We start from the raw sequence: 24,852 nt of genomic DNA, 5'->3' as shown, positions 1-24,852 counted from the left end.
TTATCTCGTAACCAGCACCGAGAACATCAAAAGTGCACCATCGTACACTTTTTATTGCTGTTTGCTCTTACCATGAGTTAAGGTGTAACAACCTACACTTTTTCCGTAATCATGATGGCAGACACATCGTTGCAAAGCACCCCGAAAGCACTGGATCCCGCCTCGCTGGGGCTGGCGATCCGCGAGAGACGCAAGGCCGCCAAGATGACGCAGGAGGTGACGGCCTCACTATGCGGCATCTCCAAGAAGACCCTGATCAAGATCGAGAAGGGGGGAGATGTCTACCTCTCGACCCTGCTGCAGGTGATGAACACACTGGGACTGCGGTTGCAACTGGTACAGGAAGCGGGATCACAGGTAACGAGCGACAACAGCCAATCAGAGGTCGGTGATGATGAGTGGTTCTGAGCACCATCAGCTTGAACTTCGGCTGGGTAACCAACTGATCGGTCATCTTGAATATGACTCCCAACGGGATACTTTTCAGCTCGGCTATACACCTGCATGGCAAGCGCACGGCTTCCCGCTCTCACCGCCGCTGACGCTGGATGGTTCGGCCAGCAGCGCCCAGATCCGGGCGTATCTCGGCAACTTGCTGCCAGAAAACCGCGGGCTGGAGCACCTGATTGAGGCACTCTCCGTTTCGCGCAGCAATCTCTTTGCCCTGATCCACGGCATCGGCCGCGATGTCTCCGGGGCGGTCACCTTTACCCTGCCCGCAAAGCCCGATATTGCCACCCACTTTCGCCCCATCACCCCGGAGGAACTGTTGCTGCGCCTCGATCAGCCCGAGCTCTGGCCGCTGGAAGTCTGGGATGGTCGCCCCCGCCTCTCGGTTGCGGGTGTGCAGGCCAAGCTCAACCTGCTGCGACTCGAGGGGGCGCTGGGGTTTGGCGAGGGCGAGCTCTGTTCCACCCACCTCCTCAAGTTCGAGCATCACCCTCATCTGGTGATCAATGAGTTCGTGACCATGCGGCTGGCCGCGTTGCTGGGCATGCCGGTGGCACAGGTCGAGCTGCACAGGGTCGGCCAAGGCGATAAGTCCCACCGAGGTTTGCTGGTGGAACGCTTCGATCGGCGCCTCGACGAGGATGGCGCGAGGGTGCGCCGTCGTCATATGATCGATGCCTGTCAGGGACTCGGGTTTCCCGTCACCCGAAAATATGAACGCAACTTCGGTGATGGGCGGGATGTGGCCCATATTCGGGAAGGGGTGAGCCTGCCACGGCTGTTCAGTCTCAGCGCCCTCTGCGTCAATCCGGCGCAAGCCAGATTGAACATGCTGCAATGGCTGCTTTTCAACCTCTGCGTCAACAACCATGATGCCCACGGCAAGAACTACAGCTTCTTCGTATCAAAAGCAGGGCTGACGCCCACCCCCTGGTACGATCTGGTCAATGTGGGGCTTTACCCCGAGTTCAACCAGCATCTGGCCATGGCCATCGGTGACGAGTTTGCCCCCGAGGCGATCAACGCATGGCAGTTGCTGGAGATGGCCGAGGCGTGTGACCTGCCCAAACGCCTGTTGCAACAGACCTTGCACAAGATGACCAACGACATCCTCCTTCATCTGGATACCGCCATCGCCATGGTTGAGACAGACAATCCCGCCGAGCTGGCTTATCTGGCACGCTACCGAGACGACGTTGAGCGTCGCTGCCGCCATTTTCAAGAACAGGCTGCGCTGTTACCCGACCTGCATCTGTAATCAATCCAACGAAAAAGACCCCCTCTTGCCCAGCGGCAAGAGGGGGTCTTTTTGTTTGTGCCGCTGACTAACCGGCTATTACATCGAGCTCTCAGGCCAGCGAGACAAAGATCCCGGCCAGGGTGGCGCTCATCAGGTTGGCCAGGGTCGCCGCCAACACCGCCTTGAAGCCCATATTGGCCACATCGTGGCGGCGCTCCGGTGCCATGGTGCCGATGGAGCCGAGCTGCACCGCAATGGAGCCCAGATTGGCGAAACCACAGAGGGCGAAGGTAATGATGATCTGGGTGTGGGCGCTCAGATCGGCCTTGATATTGGCAAAGTCCAGATAGGCGACGAACTCGTTCATGATCACCTTCTGACCAATCAGCGATCCTGCCGCCATCATCTCGCTGGCGGGCACACCAATCAGCCAGGCCACCGGGGCAAACAGATAACCCAGCACCTGCTGCAAGGAGAGATCGGCCCAGCCGAACCACTCGCCCACCGTGGTGAGACCGGCGTTGATCATGGTGATGACGCTGACAAAGGCCAGCAGGATAGTGCCGATGGCCACGGCGATCTTCATGCCGCTCATAGCGCCGCCCGCCAACGCGTCGATGGCGTTGCTGTAGTCGCTCTTGTCGAGGGTGATCTCGGCCTGATCGCTCACCTGTTGCTGCTCTGGCACCAAGAGTTTCGCCATCAAGAGACCACCCGGCGCCGCCATAAAGGAGGCGGCAATCAGGTATTTAAGATCCACACCCAGACCGGCGTAACCGCCCAGCACAGAGCCCGCCACCGAGGCCATGCCGCAGGTCATCACCGCAAAGAGCTCGGAGCGAGTCATTCCGGCGAGGAAGGGACGAATAAGCAGCGGCGACTCCCCTTGCGACAGGAAGATATTGCCGGTAGCCACCAGGGATTCGGCGCGGCTGGTGCCGAGCAGGCGATGCACTGCGCCGCCCAATACCCGGATCACCCACTGCATGATGCCGAAGTGGTAGAGCACGGCGATCAGCGCGCTGATAAAGATCACCAGCGGCAGCACCCGCACGGCGAAGATAAAGCCGTTGCTGGCCAGATCGCCAAACACGAAACGGATGCCGCTGTCGGCAAAGCCGAGCAGGGCTGAGACGCCATTGCTCATGGCACCGAGCATGATTTGTCCGGGGGGGAAATAGAGCACCAACGCAGCAAAACCGGTTTGCAGGGCGAGCGCACCCAGCACGGTTCGCCAGCGGATGGCTCGGCGGTTTTCACTGGCCAGCCAGGCGATAAACATCAGGGCCAGCATACCGACCAGACTCAATAACAGTGTCATCTTGCACCTATGAAGAGAGGAGTTTCATATGGCAAGTCTGCAGACAGGCGTCGCGGGTGATCTGGCGGGAGAGGTGCCGACCCACGCGACACGCAGACCACAAACCTACAGGTTAGTGGCGGGTCCCATCCTGGGGTCATTCACGTTCCGGGTGACAGCATGTATCGGGTGACGCCAGCGCCGTCGCAGGGGGAGATGCGGCCGTGTGGCAGGTCGGGCGGCGATGGTACAGTGATCCCCGTCACAGAAAAAGCGGTAAAACGATTGGCCGGAGCAACTTTTCATGTCATTGACCGAAATGGTCAAACAAGCAGCGAGCGGCCGGGTTTGCTCAGGCAGAAGATGATTGTCGTTTGCAGCCCATTTGACCCGCAGGTTAAATATGCAACAGCGAGCGACAGAAAAACCGGTTTAAGGATACAGATCACAGTGTTACCAGCATATATTCCACTGGACACTCTATTAACATTCACCCTGCTGACTACTTATTCATATCATCAACACCATCGTCATTGGGTTTGAAAGCTTATTTTCTCGCGCATGTTAATAATCGGTATATAAATAACAAAAAATCCCCATCGAGCTGTCATTTTTGGCCAGTGACTTTCCCCACCACCCCGGCTAAAAACGACGACTTCTTATAAACCAGCTCTATAAAACTGATATCTCAACGAATTTACTCTCGCTACCATAAAAGCAAGGATGAGATAAAAACGTTTTTCACATTAAACGCCTTTAAATTTCTTTATCGCGAATTCAACTTCGAAGTGCAATTCCCGATTAAAAATCAGGCTGCTTTCAGAAGTTCGTCAAAAACCACCTGTGGCTGTTTAAATCCCAAGCATTTGCGCGGCCTGAAGTTCAGCCGCTTTTCGACGGCTGACAGTGCCTCTGCTGTCACCACACTCAAATCACTGCCTTTGGGCACATATTGCCGCAGCAGACCATTGCTATTCTCATTCTGTCCCCGTTCCCATGCACTGTATGGATGCGCAAAGTACACCTGCGCTTCCAGCTCTGCTGCAACACGTTCATGTTCGACAAACTCGCTACCATTGTCAGCTGTGATGGTATGGACATGTGCCTGGTAGGGTTTCAGCATGCTGATAATGGTGTCCGCCACCGCGCTGGCTGTTTTGCTGGGAACGTATTGAACCAGGTAGAGCCGGCTCTTACGCTCCAACAGACTCACTATTGCACCGCTGCCTTGCTTACCCAACACGGTATCGACTTCCCAATCTCCCACACGGCTCCGCTCATTGACTATCGCAGGGCGTTCATCAATCGATACCGGATTGGGAATGACACTGCGTTTGCTGTTCTTACCCTTGCGATAGCGTTTGTGACCCTGACGCAGATGCCGGTATAGCGTGCCACCGTTGGCCTTGTCGCGTGCCACATAGCGGTATATCCACTCGTGGCTAACCGGGCAGTTAATCATGTCTCCAACGCCACTGATTTGCTCGGGACTCCAGTCCGCGACCAGCGCCATGCAAACAAAGTCGATGGTATCAGACGGGACAGTACGCTTCTGACTCGTCAGCCGTCGTGCCGTGGCAAGTTGGTGAGCCTGCTGCGGCTGATAGGCCTGCCCAGCACAATTACGACGAAGCTCACGACTGATAGTCGATGGATGAACCCCGAGCTGTTTGGCAATGCGGGCCTGTGACAGGCCATGGTCACGGAGGCAGGCAATCTGGTATCGTAGCCCCTCGGTCAACTGCTGGTATTTCATGGTGTATCGCTTTGTTTCTTTGGCGAGAAGAAGCGTACCCTAACTGGTAGTTGACCGCCTCTCTCCTATGCACCATGGGCATTGCACTTATTATCTGAATTCACGATTCTCATTAAAAAATATAAAGTCGTTCATATGAGTAGCGCTCTTAATACGCTGACTTTAACCCGATAAAGACTATCACCCAATACAATTAAAATAACCCGCAGAACAACAATAAACTCAATTAAATCATGGCAATACATTAATTCCACCAGCGAATCAGTTAATAGAAATATATCATCAATAAGTCGTTTGATTATTTAATGCACTCTCCTTAGCCTTGGGCGGAATAATTAGTATAAAAACTATAAATTTATCAGTTCAAACTATTAGGAACACACGCAACATGCACAAAATCCTGCTCGATCAAGCAATGGAATCACTAAGGCTCAAGGAGAGTGCTGGATCGTTTTAAAAGATGGCTCAATCAAAGCCGTTAATGTCGGCGATATGCTTCCTAAGGGTGTGCTACTGGTATCCCCTGCGGAGGTAGAATTGACACCGCCAGCAATGGCGAGTGCGGATAACACTATTCCAGACGACACCATTCCCTCCGATGGGGATGAAATCGACCCCGCCGTTGAGCAAGAACTGGCCGCCATCCAGCAAGCTATTCAGGATGGGCAGGATCCGACCGAAATCGCCCAGGCAACCGCCAGCGGCGGTGATACCGCAGGAGGCCTCGCAGGCTCCGGTAATGCGGGCGTCATCGTCACCGAACGTACCGCCAGAGCGACCATTTCCGAAGCGGGTTTTGATACGACCCATAACAGCCGTGACCCGCAACGCCTGGATGCGCTGCCGGGTGACGAGATCGCCGGCAAGATAGCGCATCCGCCGGTTGCCTTTGATCAGCAGCAGATCATTTCTGAAGACACGCCGACCCTGTTCGCTCAGGTTCCGACCGCGCAAGATCCCGATAGCGACGGCATCAATCCGCAGGGTTACACCCTGGTGAGCGGCGTACAGAGCGGTCAACTGACCCTCAATGCCGATGGCAGCTACCAATATATTCCCTCCCCCGAGTTTCAATCCCTGCGAGAGGGTGAGACACGACAGGTCTCCTTTACCTATATTGCCACCGATCCGAGTGGCAACCAGAGTGCCCCGGCCACGGTGATCATTACCATCACCGGCACCAACGACACCGCCACCATCGGCGTTGCCACGCCGGGCGCTGACCAGGGTGCCGTCAAAGAAGATGTGACCCTCACCACCAATGGCAAGCTGGTCGCCACCGATGTCGATCACGGCGAAGCGGTGTTCCACCCCCAGACTCAGGTCAAGGGTGACCACGGCACCTTCACCATCGATAAAGATGGCAACTGGACTTACACACTCGACAACGATGACCCGCAGGTGCAGGCCCTCAAAGAAGGGGAATCCCTGCCCAACGAAACCTTCGTGGTCAAGAGTGCTGACGGCTCTGCCCAGCACACCGTCACCGTGACTATCACCGGTACCAACGACATCGCCACCATCGGCGTCGCGACCCCGGGCGCTGACCAGGGTGCGGTCAAAGAGGATGTGACCCTCACCACCAACGGCAAGCTGGTCGCCACCGATGTCGATCACGGCGAAGCGGTGTTCCACCCCCAGACTCAGGTCAAGGGTGACCACGGCACCTTCACCATCGATAAAGATGGCAACTGGACTTACACACTCGACAACGATGACCCGCAGGTGCAGGCCCTCAAAGAGGGGGAATCTCTGCCCAACGAAACCTTCGTGGTCAAGAGTGCCGACGGCACCGCCCAGCACACCGTGACCGTCACTATCACCGGTACCAACGACATCGCCACCATCGGCGTTGCCACGCCGGGCGCTGACCAGGGTGCCGTCAAAGAAGATGTAACCCTCACCACCAATGGCAAGCTGGTCGCCACCGATGTCGATCACGGCGAAGCGGTGTTCCACCCCCAGACTCAGGTCAAGGGTGACCACGGCACCTTCACCATCGATAAAGATGGCAACTGGACTTACACACTCGACAACGATGACCCGCAGGTGCAGGCCCTCAAAGAGGGGGAATCTCTGCCCAACGAAACCTTCGTGGTCAAGAGTGCCGACGGCACCGCCCAGCACACCGTCACCGTCACCATCACCGGCACCAATGACATCGCCACCATCGGCGTCGCGACGCCGGGCGCTGACCAGGGTGCGGTCAAAGAAGATGTGACCCTCACCACCAACGGCAAGCTGATCGCTACCGATGTCGATCACGGCGAAGCGGTGTTCCAGCCCCAGACTCAGGTCAAGGGTAACCACGGCACCTTCACCATCGATAAAGATGGCAACTGGAGCTACCAGCTCGACAACGATGACCCGCAGGTGCAGGCCCTTAAAGAAGGGGAATCCTTGCCCAGCGAAACCTTCGTGGTCAAGAGTGCCGACGGCTCTGCCCAGCACACCGTCACCGTCACCATCACCGGCACCAACGAGGCCCCTGATGCGCAGGATGACGGCCTTGTCAGCGACAAGACCGTCACGCTCGATGCACAGAACTGGGATATCAGTGGCGATATCAAGGTCGATTACTATGTCATTGATGCCACAACCGGGCAGAAAGTGGCCGATGCCGAGAAATCCGATTACACCGGCGATGGCGACCACCGCTTCGGGGTGAAATCCGGTATCGAGCAACCTGGCGCAGACAGCGTTCAGGCAGGACAGATCGGCTACCTCGACAGCGCGAACCAGAGCGAAGCCATGCGCTTCACCTTCCAGCAGGGTCAGGTTGCCGACCATGCCACCATCGAGGTCAAAAACCTGTGGCACGACCAGGCGCATGGCGGCTGGGAGCCCGGTGTCGAGCGGGGAGTCTGGAAAGCCTTCTACAAGGGCGAGCTGGTGGCGACCGGTATCTTTGAAGGCAACGCTGGCGGTAAACAGAATGTGCAGATCGATGCCGGTGGCCGCTACTTTGACACCATCGAAATGTCAGCCCTCGGCTATAAGGACGGCATCGTCGATCCGCAAGGCTCGGAGTACTTTATTACCAAGGTCACCGCTGATCTGACTCGCTTCGATCAGTCTTATCAGACCAATGAGACCGGCGTGCTCTCCCTCGACGTATTGAGCAACGACTCCGATCCCAACGGGGATGCCATCTCCATCGTGCCGGGGAGCTACCCGGACTATGTCACCCTGGTCAATGGCAAGCTGCAGTTCGATGCCGCCAAGTACCTGCTGACGTTGCCGGAGGCTGAACGGGATTTGGTCGCGGGCGAGGCCAAAGAGATCAAGTTTGAGTACGCGATTCGCGACTTTCACGGTGCTACCGATCACGCCAATGTCACCATCACCTTGATCGGTGAGAGCTTGCCCGCACCGGCTCCCCTGCATGTGACTGTGCAAGAGGATGGACTGGCAGGCGGCGCGCATGCCCACAGCCAAGGCTCACTGCCGGGCGCTCAGGATGCCACACCCCACGACTACCAGTTTGCAACCCGGCAGACAGGTACGGCAGTCAACAGTGGTGGCAAGCCACTGAGCTACGAGGTGAGCAACGATGGTCTAACCCTGACCGGCTTTATCACGGAGGCGGGCCAGAAGGTCAATGTGCTGACAGCACAGCTGAACTCGCAGAACGGCACTTATGAGCTGGATCTGTTCCGCCCGCTCGATCATGGTGCTGCCGGCAAGGACACCCTCTCTCTGCCGTTCGAGCTCGATATCAAGGTTGGCAACCAGCACACCAAGGGAGAACTGGTGATCGATGTGATCGACAGCGCCCCTGCGCCTGCCCACCTGACCCTCACCACCGGGGATATGGCACCGCAATCCAACTCCGTCATCATTGCGCTGGATATGTCCGACTCTATGAATGACCCCGTCCAGAACGCAAATGGACAGTGGACAACCCGCTGGTCACTTTCGCAACAGGCTATCAAGGCGATGTTCGATCAGTACGACAAGCTGGGGGATGTGCAGTTCAAGATTGCCACCCACGCAGGCAACCCGGATGGGCAGATTTCTGGCTGGCTGCACTCCCTGGCCGACATCCAGCAGTTCTTCAGCAAGCTGAGCCCGGGAGGCTGGACCCCCTACACTCAGGCACTTAACCAGCTAGATACGATTCTGTCAGATAGTCAGAATCAGCAGGAGATGGCGGGAAGCAGCAAGCAGTTCTACTTCCTCTCCGATGGCGCCCCCTCGGATTTCAGCTACTGGATGAACGGTACATACAAATCAGACATGTTCCGCGAGCGCCTGATGAAGGGCATCAGCCCGGATGAAGTGGGTGGTGAGCAGCACTATCAGGACCTGCTCACTGGCCGGGTCGCACCGACCCATGCCGAGCAGTTGCTGATCCTGGGCGAGTCCATGGAGCACATTCTGGATCAGCATGGCAACCCCTTTGACAACGTCAATATGCTTGCCATCGGCCAGAGCTCCTCGCTGGAGTATCTGGCGCCCATGGCGGGTCAGGATGGCACCGCCATCAAGGTGGAGAAGGATGCCGACATTATCAGCACGCTGACCGAGTCGGTCCCGGGCCAGCTGCACGGGGATCTCACCGGATCGTCGATCGAAGGGGAGTGGGTCGAGAGCCTGACCCATGATGGCCAGGCCTATTTCTACGATCAGCAGAAAAACGGCATCTTCGCCCACCACAGCGATAGCGACATCAAGGTGACCGATGGCAGCAAGCTGACGCTGGATACCGCCAATGGCAAGCTGGCGCTGAACTTTGAAACCGGGCAGTACGACTATCAGGCCAAGGATGTGCATGGCGATGGAGAGGACAAGTTCCTCCTTACCCTGCGCGATGGTGATGGGGATACCGCGGAAACCAACCTGGATATCGCCGTTCAGGATCTGGCTGGCAGTGTTGCAGCCCCAATCAGTCTGCGCATGGCGGCCGCGCCGACAATGACCAGCGAGACAGTCAGCGACGAGGATACGAGCAGCCAGGCCACCCACGACGAGATGCAGGATGAGCTGATTGATTTCAGTGCACTCAGCCTGGCGGCACCCCAGAGCGGCGAACTGCAGAGTCCGCCCGGTGCGACGCTGGCGTTCAGTGAGCTACTCGATAGCGGCGATAGCGAACTGGATGACCTGCTGGCACAACTGGACTCGGCAGTGCAAGGTGTCGCAACGAACAACGGGAGCGATCCTTACAGCTCATTTGCGGATCACAGCATGCCCAATCTGAATGGCGCGTCCATCCAGGATCAGCTGTTTGATGAACTGGCGCTGCATCAGCAGTTCGTACAGTAACCCCTCGTCATCCCGAGATAGTCAAAACCCCGCTCCGGCTGATACCGGAGCGGGGTTTTCTTTTCTCTGCCGGTTCAGATAACACATATGACCAAAAGGGGGATGTGTATGGGCACGCAGTGCCAGATACACAGACGCCCTCCACAGGGAGGGCGTATCAGAGCGTTTGACCCGCCAGCGCAGTCAGCGCTGACTGGGTTGTCAGACGAACGGCGTGCCTTATTTGGCGGCAGGCACGGCGTTGAAGGTGAGCAGGGCTGCCTTGTTGGCGTCGCTCAGGGTCAGCTGGTTGCCGTTGATGGAGTAGGTGGCCACCTTCTCAAGTTTTTGCAGGTACTCCATCTCTTTGTTCATCTCATCGCCGATGCACATCATGCGAGTGGAGCCCATAGCCCCCAGCGTCAAGACACCGTCACCCTGCTTGGTGATACCGCCAAAATAGCGATTGCAGCCGCCCTTGCCCGCCACCTTGCCATCGACCACTTGCAGGGTGAAAGTATCACCGGTGGCGCCTTGCAGCTGCCAGCCGGATGCTTGCAGTTGAGCCATGCTGGAACCTGTTGCCATTGCGCAGCCTCCCAGTGCCAGCGCGGCCAGCAGAGTCAGTTTCTTGTTCATGGATTCACCTCTTAATGATTAGAGCCATCAATACGGCAGCCTGTTTATCATGGCTGGCGCCCACGCCAAAGGATTTTATTGTGATCTCGCTTCACTTTACTACCAGCTGGCATGTGCCATGCTTGTGCCATGCTTAAGCTCAGTTCCGGACCTAGGGAGGGGAAAAGAATGACCAAGGCGCTTCTCATCACACTGCTTGCATCCTGCGCCAGCATGGCCGTACAGGCCGCCGACTGGGCAGTGGTTCAGCCGCAATCCAACCCGTCTCTCTATGTCAAAAGTTACTCGGGTGTGCTGCTCAATGGCCATAGCCATCACAGCGACAGTTTTGATCTCTGGCTGGTCAATAGCGGTTATCAATATCCGGTGGTGGATGATGTGACCCTCTTTATGGAAGCGGGCCCGGCGGTGGCGGATCAGAATCGCACATCCGGTTTCAATATGAGCTCGGGGGTGCGCTATCAGCTCTCTCCGGCATTCAATATCGGCAGCCAGATCAAGCATCTCGATCTCAACAAGGCCAGCACCCTGCTGGAGCTCAACTCCAGCCTGCTGCTGACCCCCAGACTCTCCCTTACCGCCAACTACGGCGTCAGCGCCATCACCGCCGATCAGGCGCTGAGTCTGGGCGTCGGCTTCAACTTCTGATGCTCACAGCAACGGCGTAGCGCTCACCACCACGCCGTTGCGATCCGCATAGACGTAATCCCCTTCGTGGATGGTCACGCCGGCAAAGCTGACCACCGCCCCCAGCTCACCCAATCCCCGCTTCTCGGTCTTGACCGGACAGGCGGCCAGCGCCTTGACCCCGAGCGCCAGTGTCGCCAGGGTGCCCACATCCCGCGCCGCGCCGTGGATCAGGATCCCCTCCCACCCCTGCTCCACCGCCTTGACCGCCAACTGATCACCAAGCAACGCCCGGCGCAACGAGCCGCCGCCATCGATCACCATCACCTTGCCGTGGCCGGGACGGGTCACCAGATCCCGCACCAGACTGTTGTCTTCGTAGCAGGAGAGCGTCACGGCGCGACCATAAAAGAGGGGCTTGCCGCCAAAATCCTGAAACACCGGGTCGGCCACTTGCAGCAAGTCGCCATGTTGATCGCAGAGGTCGGGCAGGAGATCCAGCATGATTTGATTCCTTTCAGATGCATGAAGGTGTTCATTCTTTCATCAGGCGAGGCTTCTGGCAATCCAGAAGGATTCAATATTGCCCAGACAAACTGCTGATTTATCAGTCAATACCGACACCAGCCAGAGCTGGCCATCCTCCACCCAGTAGAGGGCATTCTGGCCAAAACGCGTGGCCAGCTGACGGGCTTGCGGCAGGGAGAACGCCACCGCCAGCGATGACTCCTGCCAGCGCTCGTTGGGGTCAGATCCCCAAAACGGCCCCACCACGGGCACCTGCAAATCCACGGTCAGATGGCGCCACAATGCCCGCTCCCGCCGCCGATTGCGCCGTTCGCCGACCCACTGGCTGGCCGGGTTCCAGGCGGTAATGATGGCAAAGGCAGACCAATCAGGTGGCTCAAATGGCGCGATAAAGCAGATTTTCTTGTAGTTTTCCCACAAAATCATGTCAATCACATGTTACATTCCATTACATTTTATAGGGGCTAAAACCCGGTTAAGGCCAAGTATCATGCAGCTGTGCCAGGGTTTGACCTATATCAAAACAGAGTTAAAAAGTTGCTATCTGACGGCAAAGAGTGTTGTTATGCTCCTGTTAACTGATAAAATGCGGCAACTTTCGTAATGGACGACCTTTCCAGGCTCTGCTCGACCAGACTTGTCGGGAACCTATAAGTGGCACAGGGATACTTGCCGGTACTGATGCCTAATTCGCGATATTCCGACCTGACTCTCATACCCAGGATGACGTAATAAATTTTCAGGATCAGTCAGGAAATCGGTTTGTAACGCCAAAGAGTGTTAAATTTAAGATAATTAACTGATAAGAATCTGGGAATACTCATGCAAACACCACACATTCTGATCGTCGAAGACGAGCTGGTCACACGCAATACCCTGAAAAGCATTTTTGAAGCGGAAGGCTACATCGTGCTCGAAGCCAATAACGGCGACGAGATGCATCAAGCCCTCACTTCCCACACCATCAATCTGGTGATCATGGACATCAACCTGCCGGGCAAAAACGGCCTGCTGCTGGCCCGTGAACTGCGTGAGAACGACAACATCGCCCTGATGTTCCTGACCGGTCGTGACAACGAAGTGGACAAGATCCTGGGTCTGGAAATCGGCGCCGATGATTACATCACCAAGCCGTTCAACCCGCGCGAACTGACCATCCGTGCCCGCAACCTGCTGAGCCGCACCATGAACGTGGCTGCCGGTGGCGAAGAGAAGAAGCTGGTTGAGCGCTACCTGTTCAACGGCTGGGCGCTGGATATCAACAGCCGCGCACTGGTCAGCCCGACTGGCGACATGTTCAAGCTGCCGCGCTCCGAGTTCCGCGCCATGCTGCACTTCTGCGAAAACCCGGGCCAGATCCAGACCCGTGCCGAGCTGCTGAAGAAGATGACCGGCCGTGAGCTCAAGCCCCACGACCGTACCGTCGATGTGACCATCCGTCGCATTCGCAAGCACTTTGAAAGCGTCAACGATACCCCGGAGATCATCGCCACCATCCACGGCGAAGGCTACCGTTTCTGTGGTGAGCTGGAGCAGGAATAAGCTCTCGCTACGCTGCTGATCTGAAAAGGCGCCTCGGGCGCCTTTTCTGTCTCTGCGGTTTGCATTATTAAGGCAGAGATAATACAAAAACACGGTGATCGTTGCGTCACACGCTGAACAAGATGCAAAACAAAAAGCCCACTCGCAGGAGTGGGCTTTTTGTTTTGAAGCTGGAGCGGGCAGCGGGAATCGAACCCGCATCATCAGCTTGGAAGGCTGAGGTAATAGCCATTATACGATGCCCGCCTGGCATCTGAAATTTGGAGCGGGTGATGGGAATCGAACCCACGTATGCAGCTTGGGAAGCTACCGTTCTACCATTGAACTACACCCGCGTCAGGGCTCCTACTATATGCATTTTGCCGCCGAGCGCAATGGCGCCTTTGCCACTTTTTTCAATAAATCAATCTGTTCGGACAAGGATTGAGCAGACGGTTGCTTTTTCAATCAAACATTTTCAACACAGATAATTTACAAGGTTGCCAAGGCCAAACGGCAAGGATAGTCTTGCGCCACTCGACGCGAGGATGGTGGTAATGGATAAAAAAACGCAAAAACGTCTCTATGGCTGGTTGCGCAAGCAATCGAGTCACGGTCGCCGCTGGATCACGATATCCATCGCTTTTGGCCTTGGCCAGGGCATTCTGATGGTGGCGCAAGCCTGGCTGCTGGCGACCCTGTTGCACGGCTTTATCATCGAAGGCTCAACCCCCGAGCAATCCATCACGCTCTTTATTACCCTGCTGCTGGTGACCCTCGGCAAGGCGGCGCTGGCCTACGGCCGCGAAGTGGCCAGTTTCAAGGCGGGCAGCGCGGTACGCCAGACCATCCGCCAACTGGTGCTCACTCGTTTAAGCCGTCTCGGTCCTGCCTATATCCAGCGCCGCCCGGCCGGTAGCTGGGCCAGCCTGTTGCTGGAACAGATTGAAAACATGCAGGATTTCTTCTCCCGCTACCTGCCACAGATGGCCATTGCCGTCTTTATTCCGGTGGTCATTCTGGTGGCCGTGTTCCCGGTCAACTGGGCCGCGGGCCTGATCCTGCTGGGCACGGCTCCGCTTATCCCCATCTTCATGATCCTGGTCGGTGTCGGTGCCGCCGATGCCAACCGCCGCAATTTTCAGGCGCTGGCCCGTCTCTCCGGTCACTTCCTCGATCGCCTGAAAGGGCTGCGCACGCTGCAGCTCTTTATGCGTACCCAGGCGGAAGGTGACGCAATTCGCGACGCCTCGGAAGATTTTCGTGAGCGCACCATGGAGGTGCTGCGCCTGGCGTTTTTGAGCACCGCCGTGCTGGAGTTCTTCGCCGCCATCTCGGTAGCGCTGGTCGCCGTCTACTTCGGCTTCTCTTATATCGACCATCTGAACTTTGGTAGCTATGGGGTCAAGGTCACCCTCTTTACCGGCCTGTTCGTGCTGTTTCTCGCCCCCGAGTTCTACGCCCCGCTGCGAGAACTCGGTGCCCACTACCACGCCAAGGCGCAGGCTATCGGCGCTGCCGAGCAGTTGCTGGAGTTCCTTGAAGCCGAGGTGAGCGAACCGGCCGCGGGCACGGCGCCGTTCCATGCCGACAGCCCGGTCAAGGTAGAAGCCAAAGGTCTTGAAGTGCTGAGCGCCGAAGGCAAGGTGCTGGTCGGCCCCATCGACTTCACTCTGGAAGCCGGTTCGCGCACCGCCCTCATCGGCGTCAGCGGCGCCGGCAAGAGCTCGCTGGTCAACGCCCTGCTCGGCTTTGCTCCCTATCGTGGTGAGCTCAAGGTCAACGGGCAGGAGCTCGCCAGCCTCGACATGAGCCAGTGGCGCCTGCAGCTGGGCTGGCTCTCGCAAAACCCGCAGCTGTTCCACGCCTCCTTGCGCGACAACCTGCTGCTGGCCAAGCCAACGGCCAGCGATGCAGAGCTGGAAGATGCCCTGAAACGGGCGCAGGCGTGGGAATTTGCCATGGAGAAGGGGCTCGACTATCCGGTCGGCGATCAGGCGGGCGGCCTCTCGGTCGGTCAGGCCCAGCGCCTCGCACTGGCCCGCACCCTGCTCAAATCAACCCAGCTGATGGTGCTCGACGAACCGACCGCCAGTCTGGATCGCCACTCCGAGCGCGCCATCATGACCACCCTTGAGCAGGCGATGGCTGGCCAGACCCTGCTAATGATCACCCACCGCCTCGACCAGCTCACCAAGATGGACAAGATAATGGTGCTGGCGCGCGGACAGCTGGTGGAGCAAGGCAGCTTCCAGCAACTTAGTTCTGGGCAGGGGCCTTTTGCCCGCCTGCTCTCCCAACGTTCCGGAGGTTCTCTCGATGAGTGATCTGTTGCCGTTTCTGCGCCTCTATCGCCAACACTGGCTCAGCCTCACCATTGGCTTGCTGCTGGCGCTGGTGACCCTGGCCGCCGGCATGGGGCTGCTCTCCCTCTCCGGCTGGTTCCTCTCCGCTGCCGCGGTGGCGGGGATGACCGTTGCGACGACCCATGCCTTTAACTACATGACCCCCGCGGGTGGCGTGCGCTTCTTCTCCATCATCCGCACCGCCGGTCGCTGGGGTGAGCGGGTGGTGAGCCACGATGCCACCTTCCGGGTGCTGACCCGGTTGCGAGTCTGGTTCTGGCAAAAACTCTCGCCGCTCTCCACCGGAACCCTGGCCGGTTTCCGTCAGGCGGATCTGCTCAACCGGCTGGTGGCCGACATCGATGCGATGGACCACGTCTATCTGCGGCTGATCACCCCCATCGGCGCGGCCCTGCTCAGCACTGCCGGGCTGGTCTTCTTCCTGTCGTTTTTCGACAGTCGCCTCGCCCTCACCCTGGGTGCCATTCTGCTGTTTGGCATGATCGCCCTGCCGCTGGTGTTCTACTTCCTCGGCCGTCGCCCCGGTCAGGCGCTGATTGCCGAAAAATCGACCCTGCGAACCCGGATGGTGGACTATCTGGATGGGCAGGCCGAACTGCAGATGTTTGCCGCCGCCCCCAAGGCGCTGGTTGAGCTGCAACAAGCCGAACAGGCGCTGCTCACCGCGCAGGCCCGCATGGCCAAGGTGAGCGGGCTGGCCAACTTCTCGGTGCAACTGCTGAGCGGCTGGACCCTGACCCTGATGCTCTGGCTGGCCGGTCATGGGGTGGCCGGTGCTGCGCCCGACCCCATTACCGCGCTGATGGTGTTTGCCACGCTGGCAAGCTTCGAGGCACTGATGCCGCTGGCGGGGGCTTTCCAGCACCTCTCCACCAGCCTCACCTCGGCTCGTCGTTTGAACGAAATCCTGCAAGAGGCAAAAGCCCCCGTGTGGGGCGACGAGCAGACTCACGCCAACGCTGGCGCACTGCAAATCAACGACCTCTATTTTGGCTACCCCGGCAACCCCCAGCCGGTGCTGCGTGGCTGCACTCTGCAGTTGCACGCCGGTGAAAAGCTGGCGCTGCTGGGCCAGACCGGCTGCGGCAAATCGACCCTGATGGGGCTGCTGACCCGGGAGTGGAGCCCGCAGGCAGGCAAGATCCTGCTCGATGGCAAGCCGCTCACCGACTACAGCGAAGGGGCGCTGCGCGCCTCCATCTCGGTGGTGAGTCAGCGGGTGCATCTGTTTGCCGATACCTTGCGGGGCAACCTCAAGCTGGCCGCCCCGACCGCCACTGACGCGCAGCTGATTGCGGTACTGACCCAGGTCGGGCTGGCCAATCTGCTGGAAGATGAAGCCGGCCTCAACGCCTGGCTCGGTGACGGCGGCCGCCCCCTCTCCGGTGGTGAGCGTCGCCGTATCGGCATCGCCCGCGCCCTGCTGCACGATGCGCCGCTCTGGTTGTTGGACGAGCCGACCGAAGGGCTCGACAGTCAAACCGAGCGGGAGATCATGGATCTGCTGTTCCGGCTCGGGGCAGATCGCACCTTGCTGCTCATCTCCCACCGCCTGCTGGGGATGGAGCATATGGACCGGATTGCCCTGATGGAAGAGGGACAGATCCGCCTCTGCGCCCCTCACAACGAGCTGCTGGCGGATGATTACTATCGCAGCCTTTACCAACGGCTTGCTGCTGTCTGATATCAGGCTGATGGGGGTCACACCCTGACACCCGGGCGCAAAACGGGGCTGGTCGCCGCAGGCGGCTGGCCCCTATAATGTCCCCCTCATTATTCAACAAGATGCCGACATGGAGCGCCTGCGCATTTCTACTGTCCTCATCACCGACACAAGATACGAGACGATGAAACGCCTGATCCTGATGATGCCCCTGATTGCCTCCGGCTGTGCCAACTACGCCTTCAACAGCAATCTGGATAAAGAGAACTTCGACGAATATTTCAAACCCGGTAGCGTGCGCATCTACGAACAGGATGAGCTGGCTGACCTCAACTACCTCTACCTCGGCACCATCGAGGGTGAATCCTGCCAGGCCGATGCCAACCAGCCGGTGCCCAACGCCGGTGACGCACGCACCCTGGCCCGCCGCCGCGCCGCCGACATGGGTGGCAACGGCGTCACCATCGACAAGTGTGCCGAATTCAGCGACACCCCGGGCTGCCTGAAACAGGTGATCTGCTACGGGCAGGCGCTGAAAGTGGCCGAAGAGAAGTAAGCCGTAGCCATGGCCCTCGCCATCGTTCGCCTTGGCAGCCCGCGCCTGCCGGATGAGGGGCTGCGCATCGGCACTGTGCGCCGCCCGCCCCGCGGCGTCCCCAAGAGCGAATTTGCCAGCCAGCATTGGTACGACGTCTGGTTCCCCAACCTCGCCCCCAGCAGCGAGACCATGAAACTGGGTCAGGCTGCCGAGACACCCGCCCAATGGGCGGCGTTTGGCAAGCAGTACAAGGCCGAGATGGCGCAACCTGCTGCCAGGCACGATCTGGCGCTGCTGGCCGCCCTCTCCCACACCACCAATCTGTCGGTGGGCTGCTACTGCGAGCAGGAGTCCCGCTGCCATCGCGCCATTTTGCGCGACTTGCTGGTAGCCGCGGGTGCCACCATTCGCTAGCGCGGCGAGCAAGGGCGGTGCGATAGGGAATCGCGTCAACCGGTATTTGGCAGCCATCAGGTATGGATAGACAGAGAGGGCATCCCGCGGGATGCCCTCTCGTTATGTTCGCGCCGCTGCATTCTCGGCAGCAACACTATGATCCCGCCACTCTTTCCTATTGCAGACTGGGTGCCAGCAACTGCTGACGCAGCGAGGTCTCCCGGGCATGAGTCATGGCATCCGCCGCCACGCCAGCGATGGGCTCGATGACCAGCCAGTGGGCAAGATCGGCGGCGGTCTCCTCCAGCGGCCGGAAGTTCAACCCCTTGACGATGGCCGCCTCGGCACTGATAAAGCCGTAACCGGCAAACTCCGCCTGCGCGCAGGGCAGCAGGGTGGGATAGCTCTGCCAGGGCTCGATACCGGCCGCCATAAGGGTCGGCCATGGCAGCCACTCGGGCTGGATGGGGCTGACTGGCAGCAAGCGGGCGCTCAGCCGCTCCAGCCAGTCGCAGAGGGTAATGCCGGGCTTGAGCAGGTTGAAGATGCCCGACAACTGCTGCTCGGCTGCGCGCAGCACAAACTCGGCGCAGTCGCGCACATCGAGATACTGCAAGCGATCCTCGCCACTGCCCGGCAACAACCAGGGCCCGCCCTGCTGCACCCGCTTAATCCACCACGCCATGCGACCAGTGGGATCATGGGAGCCGCACAGCACGCCCGGGCGCAGGATGCAGAGCCGATCGCCCCAGCGGGCGTGATACTCGGCCTCGCACAATACCTTGAGGGGACCGTAGTCAGAGGGCATTTCGCCTGCGGGGATAGCATGCAGCGGCGCCGACTCATCCATTCCGGGCAGTGAGAAATCGCGATAGACGCTGATGGTGGAGATAAAGATCAGCCGCTCGCAGCGCCCGAATAAGGCTGCCGAGAGGCTCGCCGCCTGCTCGGGGCGATAGCAGCAGGTGTCGATGACGAGATCCCACTGCAACCCGGTCCCTTGCAGGGCGCTCAGGCTCTTGTCCCTGTCGCCGGTGAGCTGCAGCAGATCGCGCCAGTCCGGATGCTGGTGCAGGCCACGGTTGAACAGCGTCACTTCATGGCCCCAATCCAGCGCCAGCGCGGTGAGATGGCGCCCCAAAAAGCCGGTGCCACCGATAATCAGCAGTTTCATCCCTCTCCCTCCCTTCGGCGCGAATGCGCACATTGCATCCTGATGCGCCCGTTGCCTCCACCCTACGCAACTTGGCGCGCGGGCACAGCCCCCGACTGGCCGGGATGGGACAGGGATCACGGCAGCGCAGCAGAAATGGGCGTAGTGAGGCCAAGCCTGCGTTTTGGGGCTGCCTGTGCTAAATTGCCGGGGTTTTCAGTCAGGATCCGCCATGAAGTTTGAAATCAACACCCTCGGGATCATCCGCTCTCCCTACAAGGAGAAGTTCGCCATCCCCCGCCAGCCCGGTCTGGTCAAATCGGCTCGCGCCCGCCTCGAGCTGCTCCCCCCTTACGATCAGCCGGATGTGCTGCGCGGCATCGAGCAGTTCTCCCATCTGTGGCTCAGCTTCGTCTTTCACCAGACCATGGCGCAGGGCTGGCACCCGACGGTGCGCCCGCCGCGCCTTGGCGGCAACGAGCGGGTCGGCGTCTTTGCCACTCGCTCCACCTTCCGCCCCAATCCGCTCGGCCTCTCGGTGGTCGAACTGCACGGGGTCGGTCGCGAACGGGGCAAGCTGTGGCTGGAGCTGGGGGCGGTGGATCTGCTCGATGGCACCCCCATCGTCGATATCAAACCCTACATTCCCTATGCCGACAGCCTGCCGGATGCCCGTGGCGGCTTTGCCCCCGATGCCCCCACCCCGCCGCTGGCGGTGCGTTTCAGTGCCGAGGCCGAGCAGCAATTGCAACCCTGGCTCAAGGCCCATCCCGAGCTGCGCCAGCTGGTGAGCGAAGTGCTGGCGCAAGATCCTCGCCCCGCCTACAAGAAGGGCAAGCCGGATGAGAAGGAGTACGGGGTACGGCTGTTTGACTGCAACGTCCGTTTTCGCATCAACGAACCGGATTGCATGGTGCTGGCCATCGAGCCCGCCTGATCCCCGGCGTGAAGCCGTCATTGGCCCCACTGACGCAATTTCACACCTTTATTTCACGCTGCCTTCACGTCACAAGGTGCTTAATAAGCCTGTGAATTGTGTGGCATTGATCAGACTATCCACCCGGTTGCCAGTGATACCATGCAGAGAGTAGAGGGATTTTTCTCTCCGACTGCCGCCCGTTTCAGGCTGCTGGCCACTGGCAAGTGGTAGCAGCACGGCAGTTGCCGCCAAGGGATCCGGCCTCGCTTCGATATGCTGTTCAGCGGGAATGCCACACGGATGTGACAACCAATCTGAAGGAACAAACCTATGCTGATGAACAGTGAACAACGTTACGGCACCCTGAACATCGGGCTGCACTGGCTGACCCTGTGGGCCATGATCGCCGTCTACGCCCTGATCGAATTTCGCGATATCTTTCCCAAGGGCGACCCTGGCCGGGATCTGATGAAGGAGTGGCACTTTATGCTGGGGCTGCTCATCTTCGCTCTGGTATTTGTCAGACTGGCGCTGCGCTGGATGAGCCCGACACCCCGTATCGTGCCCGAGCTTTCCCCGGTCATGCACAAACTGGCAAAACTGGCCCACCTCGCCCTCTACGGCTTTTTGATGCTCACCCCGCTGTTTGGCTGGCTGCTGCTGAGCGCCGCGGGCAAGCCCATTCCCTTCTTCGGGCTTGAGCTGCCAGCCCTGATCTCCCCAAGTCCGGACCTCAAGGGACTGATCAAGGAGGTGCACGAGACGCTGGGTAATATCGGTTACGCGCTGATCGGCCTGCACACGGTGGCGGCCCTCTATCACCACCATATTCTCAAAGACAACACCCTCACCAATATGCTGCCGCCGCGCCGCAGCTAACGGGTAACGGGGAAACGCAGAGGGGGCCATCGTGGCCCCCTCTCTGTTTCCCTGAACAACCGTCATCTGCACGGCTGGCAAACGGCATCACGCCTGCTTGGCCAGCTCCTCGGTCGCCTTGCCTTTCGGCTCGTGCGGCAGCTTCTTCACATTGTTCTTGTTCTCTGGCTGCTTGCTCTCGGGCGATCGGTTTTCAGACAAGGCTTGCAACACGGGATCGGCCTTGCCGGCCACGGTGGGCTGGGACTGACCGACAAAGTTGCCGCCCTTGCAGATGGAGAGGCTGCCCCCCTTGAAGATCCCCTGCATCTTGCCGCTCTCCAGGATCTCCACCTCGGCGGAGGTGCAGGTGCCTTCAAGCAGACCATTGATGATCACGTGGGGCGCACTCACGTCACCCTCGACAGTGCCGCCCTGCATGATGCGCAGCACACCGCCGGTGAGCTGGATGGTGCCATTGACGTGACCGCGCACCTCCAGATCCCCCTCGACCTGCAACTCGCCCTTGAAGCGGGCACCGGCAGCAATGACCGTTGCCCCGGCTGACACACTGGCCGCCCCATCACGTTTTTTTCCAAACATCCCGACTCTCTCCATCAACCAGACAAGCAGAACCAGCGGCATCGGCGCCACTGGCCACAGAAAACAGGGTGACCCCAGCACATAGAGCAGCAGAGCTGCTCCCCAGCAGAGCCAGACAATATAGAGGAAGTCGCTGCGCTCCCGACCCTTCAGCCGCGCCAGCCACGTTCCGGCTACCTTTCTCATTTCGTCAAACCTTTCGCAGCATGGCGATCAGCATTGAACTGACCAAAGCGCCATCGACAACAACGGACAATGGATAAACGACCAGTTGCCGCAAACTCTGAAGCCCCCTGATTCAGTCCCGATACAGGAGTGGCAAGATAGGATTCGAATTGACTCGAAGCGACATTCACTTTCTAATTGACAGCCTGGATCCCTATGACCGTTCACATCATGAAAATTCTGTTGGTCGAAGACGACAAGCTGCTCAATCACCACCTCTCCTCCCTGCTGACCGAAGCCGACAATCAGGTCTACAGCACCGACAAGGCCGAGATTGCTCTGCACTATGCCGTTGACTACCCCATTGATGTGGCGATCATCGACCTCGGTCTGCCCGATATGGATGGCCTGCAACTGATCCGGCGACTGCGTGAACGGCAGATCCCCTTCCCCATCATTGTGCTGACCGCCCGTGGCAACTGGCAGGACAAGGTCGAAGGACTGGAAGCCGGTGCTGATGACTATCTGGTCAAACCGTTCCAGAAAGATGAGCTGCTGGCCCGCCTCAATGCGCTGGTGCGTCGCAGTGCCGGTTTTATCTCGCCCAAGGTGAAGGCCGGTGATTACGAGCTGGATCTCTCCCGCAAGGAGCTGACCATCGCCGGTGAAGTGGCAGTGCTCACCAGCTTTGAATACCTCATTCTGGAGTACCTGATGCGCAACGCCCGTCAGGTGGTCTCCAAGCAACAACTGCTCGACCAGCTCTACGGCGACGGCGAAGGGGACCCCAACACTATCGAGGTGATGGTGAGCCGCCTGCGCAAGAAGCTGGATCCGGAAGGGACGATTCAACCCATCTCCACCATCCGGCGCCAGGGCTACATCTTCAACCTGTCGTGTAACTGATGCAGTTTCATCTGCCGCGCCCCATCAAGATGATCCGCAGCTCCCTGCACATCAAACTGCTGCTCAGCTCGCTGCTGGTCATCGCGCTGATCATGGGGTTTGCCGTCTACGCCCTCTACCTCGGCCATATCGAGGAGCAGACCCAGAAGGCCAGTGCCCGGATGCAGGAGAATCTGGCCAAGCTGTTCTCCTCCACCGAGCCGGACGACAAGGGCCCCACTGTCGAACTGGGGCGGATGTCCCGCGATGCCAGTGACAGCAACCTCGACACCCTGATCTGCCGCGCCGATGGCGAGCTGGTCTGGTCGAGCCTCCATATGCCGGAGGTGATCAAGGCCAAACAGACCATCTGCGGCGATCTGATGAAGTATCTGGGGGGGATGGATCTCGACTACTTCTTCAAGAAACACACCATCAAGAACGGCGAGAGCTACTACGTCTACAGCCTGCGTTTTATCCGCAATCCTGGCAGTGGCACCACCGCCTACTACGTAGTGATGATCGACTCGGCCAAACGCTATCACGAAGAGTCGCGCACCTACCTCTACCAGACCGCCCGTCAGGCGCTACTCGCCTACCTGCTGCTGGCCGGACTGCTGCTGCTCACCACCTTCTGGAGCCTCAGCTCTCTGCGCACCATCGCCCGCCAGATCGACGATATCCGGGCTGGCAAGCGCGATGCGCTGTCAAACGAATTCGAACGGGAACTGGCCCCGCTGACCGACTCGGTCAACCAGCTGCTGGAAAACGAACGCCAGCAAACCCAGCGCTACCAGCACGCCCTCAACGATCTCGCCCACAGCCTGAAAACCCGGCTGGCGCTGATCCAGATCACCACCCGCGAAGTGCAACTGGGGCGGGAGATCCACGACAACATCAACGAGCAGATCCTCACCATGGATCAGATGATCCAGTATCAGCTCAGACGCGCCGTTACCGGCCGCCAGCGCCTTGCCAGCAAGGGCACCGAGCCGGTGCCGCTGATTGAAAAACTGCTGGCCAGCCTGACCAAGGTTTATCGCCACAAGAAGCTGCAAACCCATTTCAAGTTCGATGATGACGCCCTCTTTCACGGCGAACAGGGCGACCTGATGGAGCTGATGGGCAACCTGCTCGACAACGCCTGCAAGTTTGCCATCAGCGAAGTGAAGGTGACGGTGCGCCGCCATCTCGAACGGCTGCGCATCGAAGTGGAAGATGATGGCCCGGGTATCGACCCGGCCAAATCGGAGCAGATCTTCCAGCGTGGCGTTCGCGCCGACAGCTCGCCGGGTCAGGGCATAGGTCTGGCGGTGGTCACCGAGATCGTCCACAGCTACGGCGGCCAGATCCGGGTCGATGAATCCCCCCTCGGTGGCGCCCGCTTTACCCTGGACTTGCCCTGACCGACATTGCCCTGCTCAGCCTCACCAGTGATGGCGCTATCACAAGGCCCCCGACATCGGGGGCCTTGTCGTTTCAGCACTTTGAGCGCCTTAATTTATTGATCCGGCACAGATTATCGCCCCTCAGCCCTTCCACAAACGGCCTCAATCGGTATCATGGTCGCGCGGTAGCGTTGGCTTGATTAACTTGGCGATACACCTTATTTACTTGTCGGTGCTGATACCCATGAAGCCCAACAGACAATAATTTATAAAAGACTTAGTTCAAGGATGGTAAACTCAATGGGTGAAAAAGAGATAAGTATTACAACTGATGGTCTTGTACTTAAAGGCGATATTGTTGATGCTGTTTCAGCACCTATTTCAACCATGTGCAAAACTGCAGACACGATATTGAAGGTTGTTGACAACCTTGTTGGTTTACCTGCAGATTTTTTAAATTTTCATTTAAAAACATTTCGAGATACTTATGCTGAAGGGTACGAAAAAATACCTCTTAAACAGCGTATAGAGCCAAGGAAGGTGCGAACAAGTCCCTGATATGAGATCATGTTTGTCATCTGGAGCCATGAAAAAGGGTTCATCATGAGTC

21 protein-coding genes and 2 tRNA genes are annotated in these 24,852 nt (G+C 58.6%); 14 read left to right on the top strand and 9 right to left on the bottom strand.

Translation table 11 applies throughout. The features are described from left to right. Positions 1-129: 129 nt before the first annotated feature. Both OKC40_RS13680 and OKC40_RS13675 read left to right on the top strand, forming a co-directional pair. Positions 130-408 (top strand): helix-turn-helix domain-containing protein, encoded by a 279-nt coding sequence (locus OKC40_RS13680; protein WP_234605491.1) that lies wholly within the window; start codon positions 130-132, stop codon positions 406-408. After that, a complete protein-coding gene (locus OKC40_RS13675; RefSeq protein ID WP_182970672.1) occupies positions 392-1,708 on the top strand; it encodes a HipA domain-containing protein in 1,317 nt (438 codons plus the stop codon). The genes OKC40_RS13680 and OKC40_RS13675 overlap by 17 nt, the downstream gene beginning before the upstream one ends. A 91-nt stretch (positions 1,709-1,799) precedes the next feature. On the opposite strand, the gene OKC40_RS13670 is transcribed toward OKC40_RS13675, so the two are convergent. Both OKC40_RS13670 and OKC40_RS13665 read right to left on the bottom strand, forming a co-directional pair. Continuing rightward, positions 1,800-3,011, bottom strand: coding sequence for a NupC/NupG family nucleoside CNT transporter (locus OKC40_RS13670; protein ID WP_042060226.1), 1,212 nt, complete (start codon positions 3,009-3,011; stop codon positions 1,800-1,802). A gap of 787 nt (positions 3,012-3,798) precedes the next feature. After that, complete coding sequence (locus tag OKC40_RS13665; RefSeq protein WP_012564931.1) at positions 3,799-4,746, bottom strand: IS30-like element ISAeca1 family transposase; 948 nt, start codon at positions 4,744-4,746, stop codon at positions 3,799-3,801. Between the two features lie 420 nt (positions 4,747-5,166). Between OKC40_RS13665 and OKC40_RS13660 the strand changes: the two genes are divergently transcribed. After that, on the top strand, positions 5,167-10,014 hold the full coding sequence (locus OKC40_RS13660) for a retention module-containing protein (protein WP_270795580.1): 4,848 nt from the start codon (positions 5,167-5,169) through the stop codon (positions 10,012-10,014). 219 nt (positions 10,015-10,233) lie between these two features. Here OKC40_RS13660 and OKC40_RS13655 read toward each other — a convergent pair whose 3' ends face one another. After that, positions 10,234-10,632 (bottom strand): META domain-containing protein, encoded by a 399-nt coding sequence (locus OKC40_RS13655; RefSeq protein ID WP_201933738.1) that lies wholly within the window; start codon positions 10,630-10,632, stop codon positions 10,234-10,236. Between the two features lie 168 nt (positions 10,633-10,800). On the opposite strand from OKC40_RS13655, the gene OKC40_RS13650 reads away from it, so the two are divergent. Further along, positions 10,801-11,280, top strand: coding sequence for a hypothetical protein (locus tag OKC40_RS13650; protein ID WP_058053116.1), 480 nt, complete (start codon positions 10,801-10,803; stop codon positions 11,278-11,280). A 3-nt stretch (positions 11,281-11,283) separates the two neighbouring features. Here the strand turns inward: OKC40_RS13650 and OKC40_RS13645 are convergent, their stop codons facing one another. After that, positions 11,284-11,763: a putative 4-hydroxy-4-methyl-2-oxoglutarate aldolase gene (locus tag OKC40_RS13645; protein WP_042657514.1), complete on the bottom strand. Its 480-nt coding sequence runs from the start codon at positions 11,761-11,763 to the stop codon at positions 11,284-11,286. Between the two features lie 42 nt (positions 11,764-11,805). Continuing rightward, the gene (locus OKC40_RS13640; protein ID WP_201933870.1) at positions 11,806-12,213 is read right to left on the bottom strand and encodes a DUF3293 domain-containing protein; all 408 of its coding nucleotides are present in this window, start codon (positions 12,211-12,213) and stop codon (positions 11,806-11,808) included. Positions 12,214-12,609: 396 nt separating this feature from the next. Between OKC40_RS13640 and arcA the strand changes: the two genes are divergently transcribed. Next, a complete protein-coding gene (gene arcA, locus OKC40_RS13635; protein WP_005338193.1) occupies positions 12,610-13,329 on the top strand; it encodes a two-component system response regulator ArcA in 720 nt (239 codons plus the stop codon). A gap of 171 nt (positions 13,330-13,500) precedes the next feature. Here the strand turns inward: arcA and OKC40_RS13630 are convergent. Both OKC40_RS13630 and OKC40_RS13625 read right to left on the bottom strand, forming a co-directional pair. Further along, positions 13,501-13,575, bottom strand: a tRNA-Gly gene (locus tag OKC40_RS13630). A 15-nt stretch (positions 13,576-13,590) separates the two neighbouring features. Beyond that, positions 13,591-13,664: transfer RNA gene (locus tag OKC40_RS13625), tRNA-Gly, on the bottom strand. A 201-nt stretch (positions 13,665-13,865) separates the two neighbouring features. Between OKC40_RS13625 and cydD the strand changes: the two genes are divergently transcribed. The 4 genes from cydD to OKC40_RS13605 all read left to right on the top strand — a co-directional run bounded on the left by cydD (position 13,866) and on the right by OKC40_RS13605 (position 18,289). Next, on the top strand, positions 13,866-15,635 hold the full coding sequence (gene cydD / locus OKC40_RS13620; protein ID WP_201933746.1) for a heme ABC transporter permease/ATP-binding protein CydD: 1,770 nt from the start codon (positions 13,866-13,868) through the stop codon (positions 15,633-15,635). Next, positions 15,628-17,358 carry a heme ABC transporter ATP-binding protein/permease CydC gene (cydC, locus tag OKC40_RS13615; protein WP_270795555.1) on the top strand — a complete coding sequence of 577 codons (1,731 nt, stop codon included), beginning with the start codon at positions 15,628-15,630 and terminating at the stop codon, positions 17,356-17,358. Before cydD ends, cydC begins: the two co-directional genes overlap by 8 nt. A gap of 163 nt (positions 17,359-17,521) precedes the next feature. Further along, the gene (gene rcsF / locus OKC40_RS13610) at positions 17,522-17,893 is read left to right on the top strand and encodes an Rcs stress response system protein RcsF (protein WP_042657518.1); all 372 of its coding nucleotides are present in this window, start codon (positions 17,522-17,524) and stop codon (positions 17,891-17,893) included. A 9-nt stretch (positions 17,894-17,902) separates the two neighbouring features. Continuing rightward, positions 17,903-18,289: a DUF488 domain-containing protein gene (locus OKC40_RS13605; RefSeq protein ID WP_201933753.1), complete on the top strand. Its 387-nt coding sequence runs from the start codon at positions 17,903-17,905 to the stop codon at positions 18,287-18,289. 157 nt (positions 18,290-18,446) lie between these two features. Here the strand turns inward: OKC40_RS13605 and OKC40_RS13600 are convergent, their stop codons facing one another. Then, positions 18,447-19,445: an NAD-dependent epimerase/dehydratase family protein gene (locus OKC40_RS13600; RefSeq protein ID WP_201933754.1), complete on the bottom strand. Its 999-nt coding sequence runs from the start codon at positions 19,443-19,445 to the stop codon at positions 18,447-18,449. A 211-nt stretch (positions 19,446-19,656) separates the two neighbouring features. Between OKC40_RS13600 and tsaA the strand changes: the two genes are divergently transcribed. Continuing rightward, positions 19,657-20,361 carry a tRNA (N6-threonylcarbamoyladenosine(37)-N6)-methyltransferase TrmO gene (gene tsaA, locus OKC40_RS13595; protein WP_201933763.1) on the top strand — a complete coding sequence of 235 codons (705 nt, stop codon included), beginning with the start codon at positions 19,657-19,659 and terminating at the stop codon, positions 20,359-20,361. 312 nt (positions 20,362-20,673) lie between these two features. Then, positions 20,674-21,222, top strand: a complete 549-nt coding sequence (locus OKC40_RS13590; RefSeq protein WP_042657522.1) for a cytochrome b — start codon at positions 20,674-20,676, stop codon at positions 21,220-21,222. 87 nt (positions 21,223-21,309) lie between these two features. Here OKC40_RS13590 and OKC40_RS13585 read toward each other — a convergent pair whose 3' ends face one another. Beyond that, entirely contained in the window at positions 21,310-21,990 is a 681-nt protein-coding gene (locus OKC40_RS13585; RefSeq protein WP_201933774.1) for a bactofilin family protein, read from the bottom strand. A 210-nt stretch (positions 21,991-22,200) separates the two neighbouring features. On the opposite strand from OKC40_RS13585, the gene OKC40_RS13580 reads away from it, so the two are divergent. The 3 genes from OKC40_RS13580 to OKC40_RS13570 all read left to right on the top strand — a co-directional run bounded on the left by OKC40_RS13580 (position 22,201) and on the right by OKC40_RS13570 (position 24,800). Further along, on the top strand, positions 22,201-22,875 hold the full coding sequence (locus tag OKC40_RS13580) for a response regulator (protein WP_042063363.1): 675 nt from the start codon (positions 22,201-22,203) through the stop codon (positions 22,873-22,875). Further along, positions 22,875-24,260: an ATP-binding protein gene (locus OKC40_RS13575; RefSeq protein WP_182970659.1), complete on the top strand. Its 1,386-nt coding sequence runs from the start codon at positions 22,875-22,877 to the stop codon at positions 24,258-24,260. The genes OKC40_RS13580 and OKC40_RS13575 overlap by 1 nt, the downstream gene beginning before the upstream one ends. Before the next feature lie 282 nt (positions 24,261-24,542). Then, positions 24,543-24,800, top strand: coding sequence for a hypothetical protein (locus tag OKC40_RS13570; protein WP_270694235.1), 258 nt, complete (start codon positions 24,543-24,545; stop codon positions 24,798-24,800). Positions 24,801-24,852: the final 52 nt, after the last annotated feature.

The organism is Aeromonas sp. QDB11, assembly GCF_027705265.1.
Lineage (GTDB): Bacteria > Pseudomonadota > Gammaproteobacteria > Enterobacterales > Aeromonadaceae > Aeromonas > Aeromonas allosaccharophila.
This window is presented reverse-complemented; position numbering and strand designations above follow the sequence as displayed.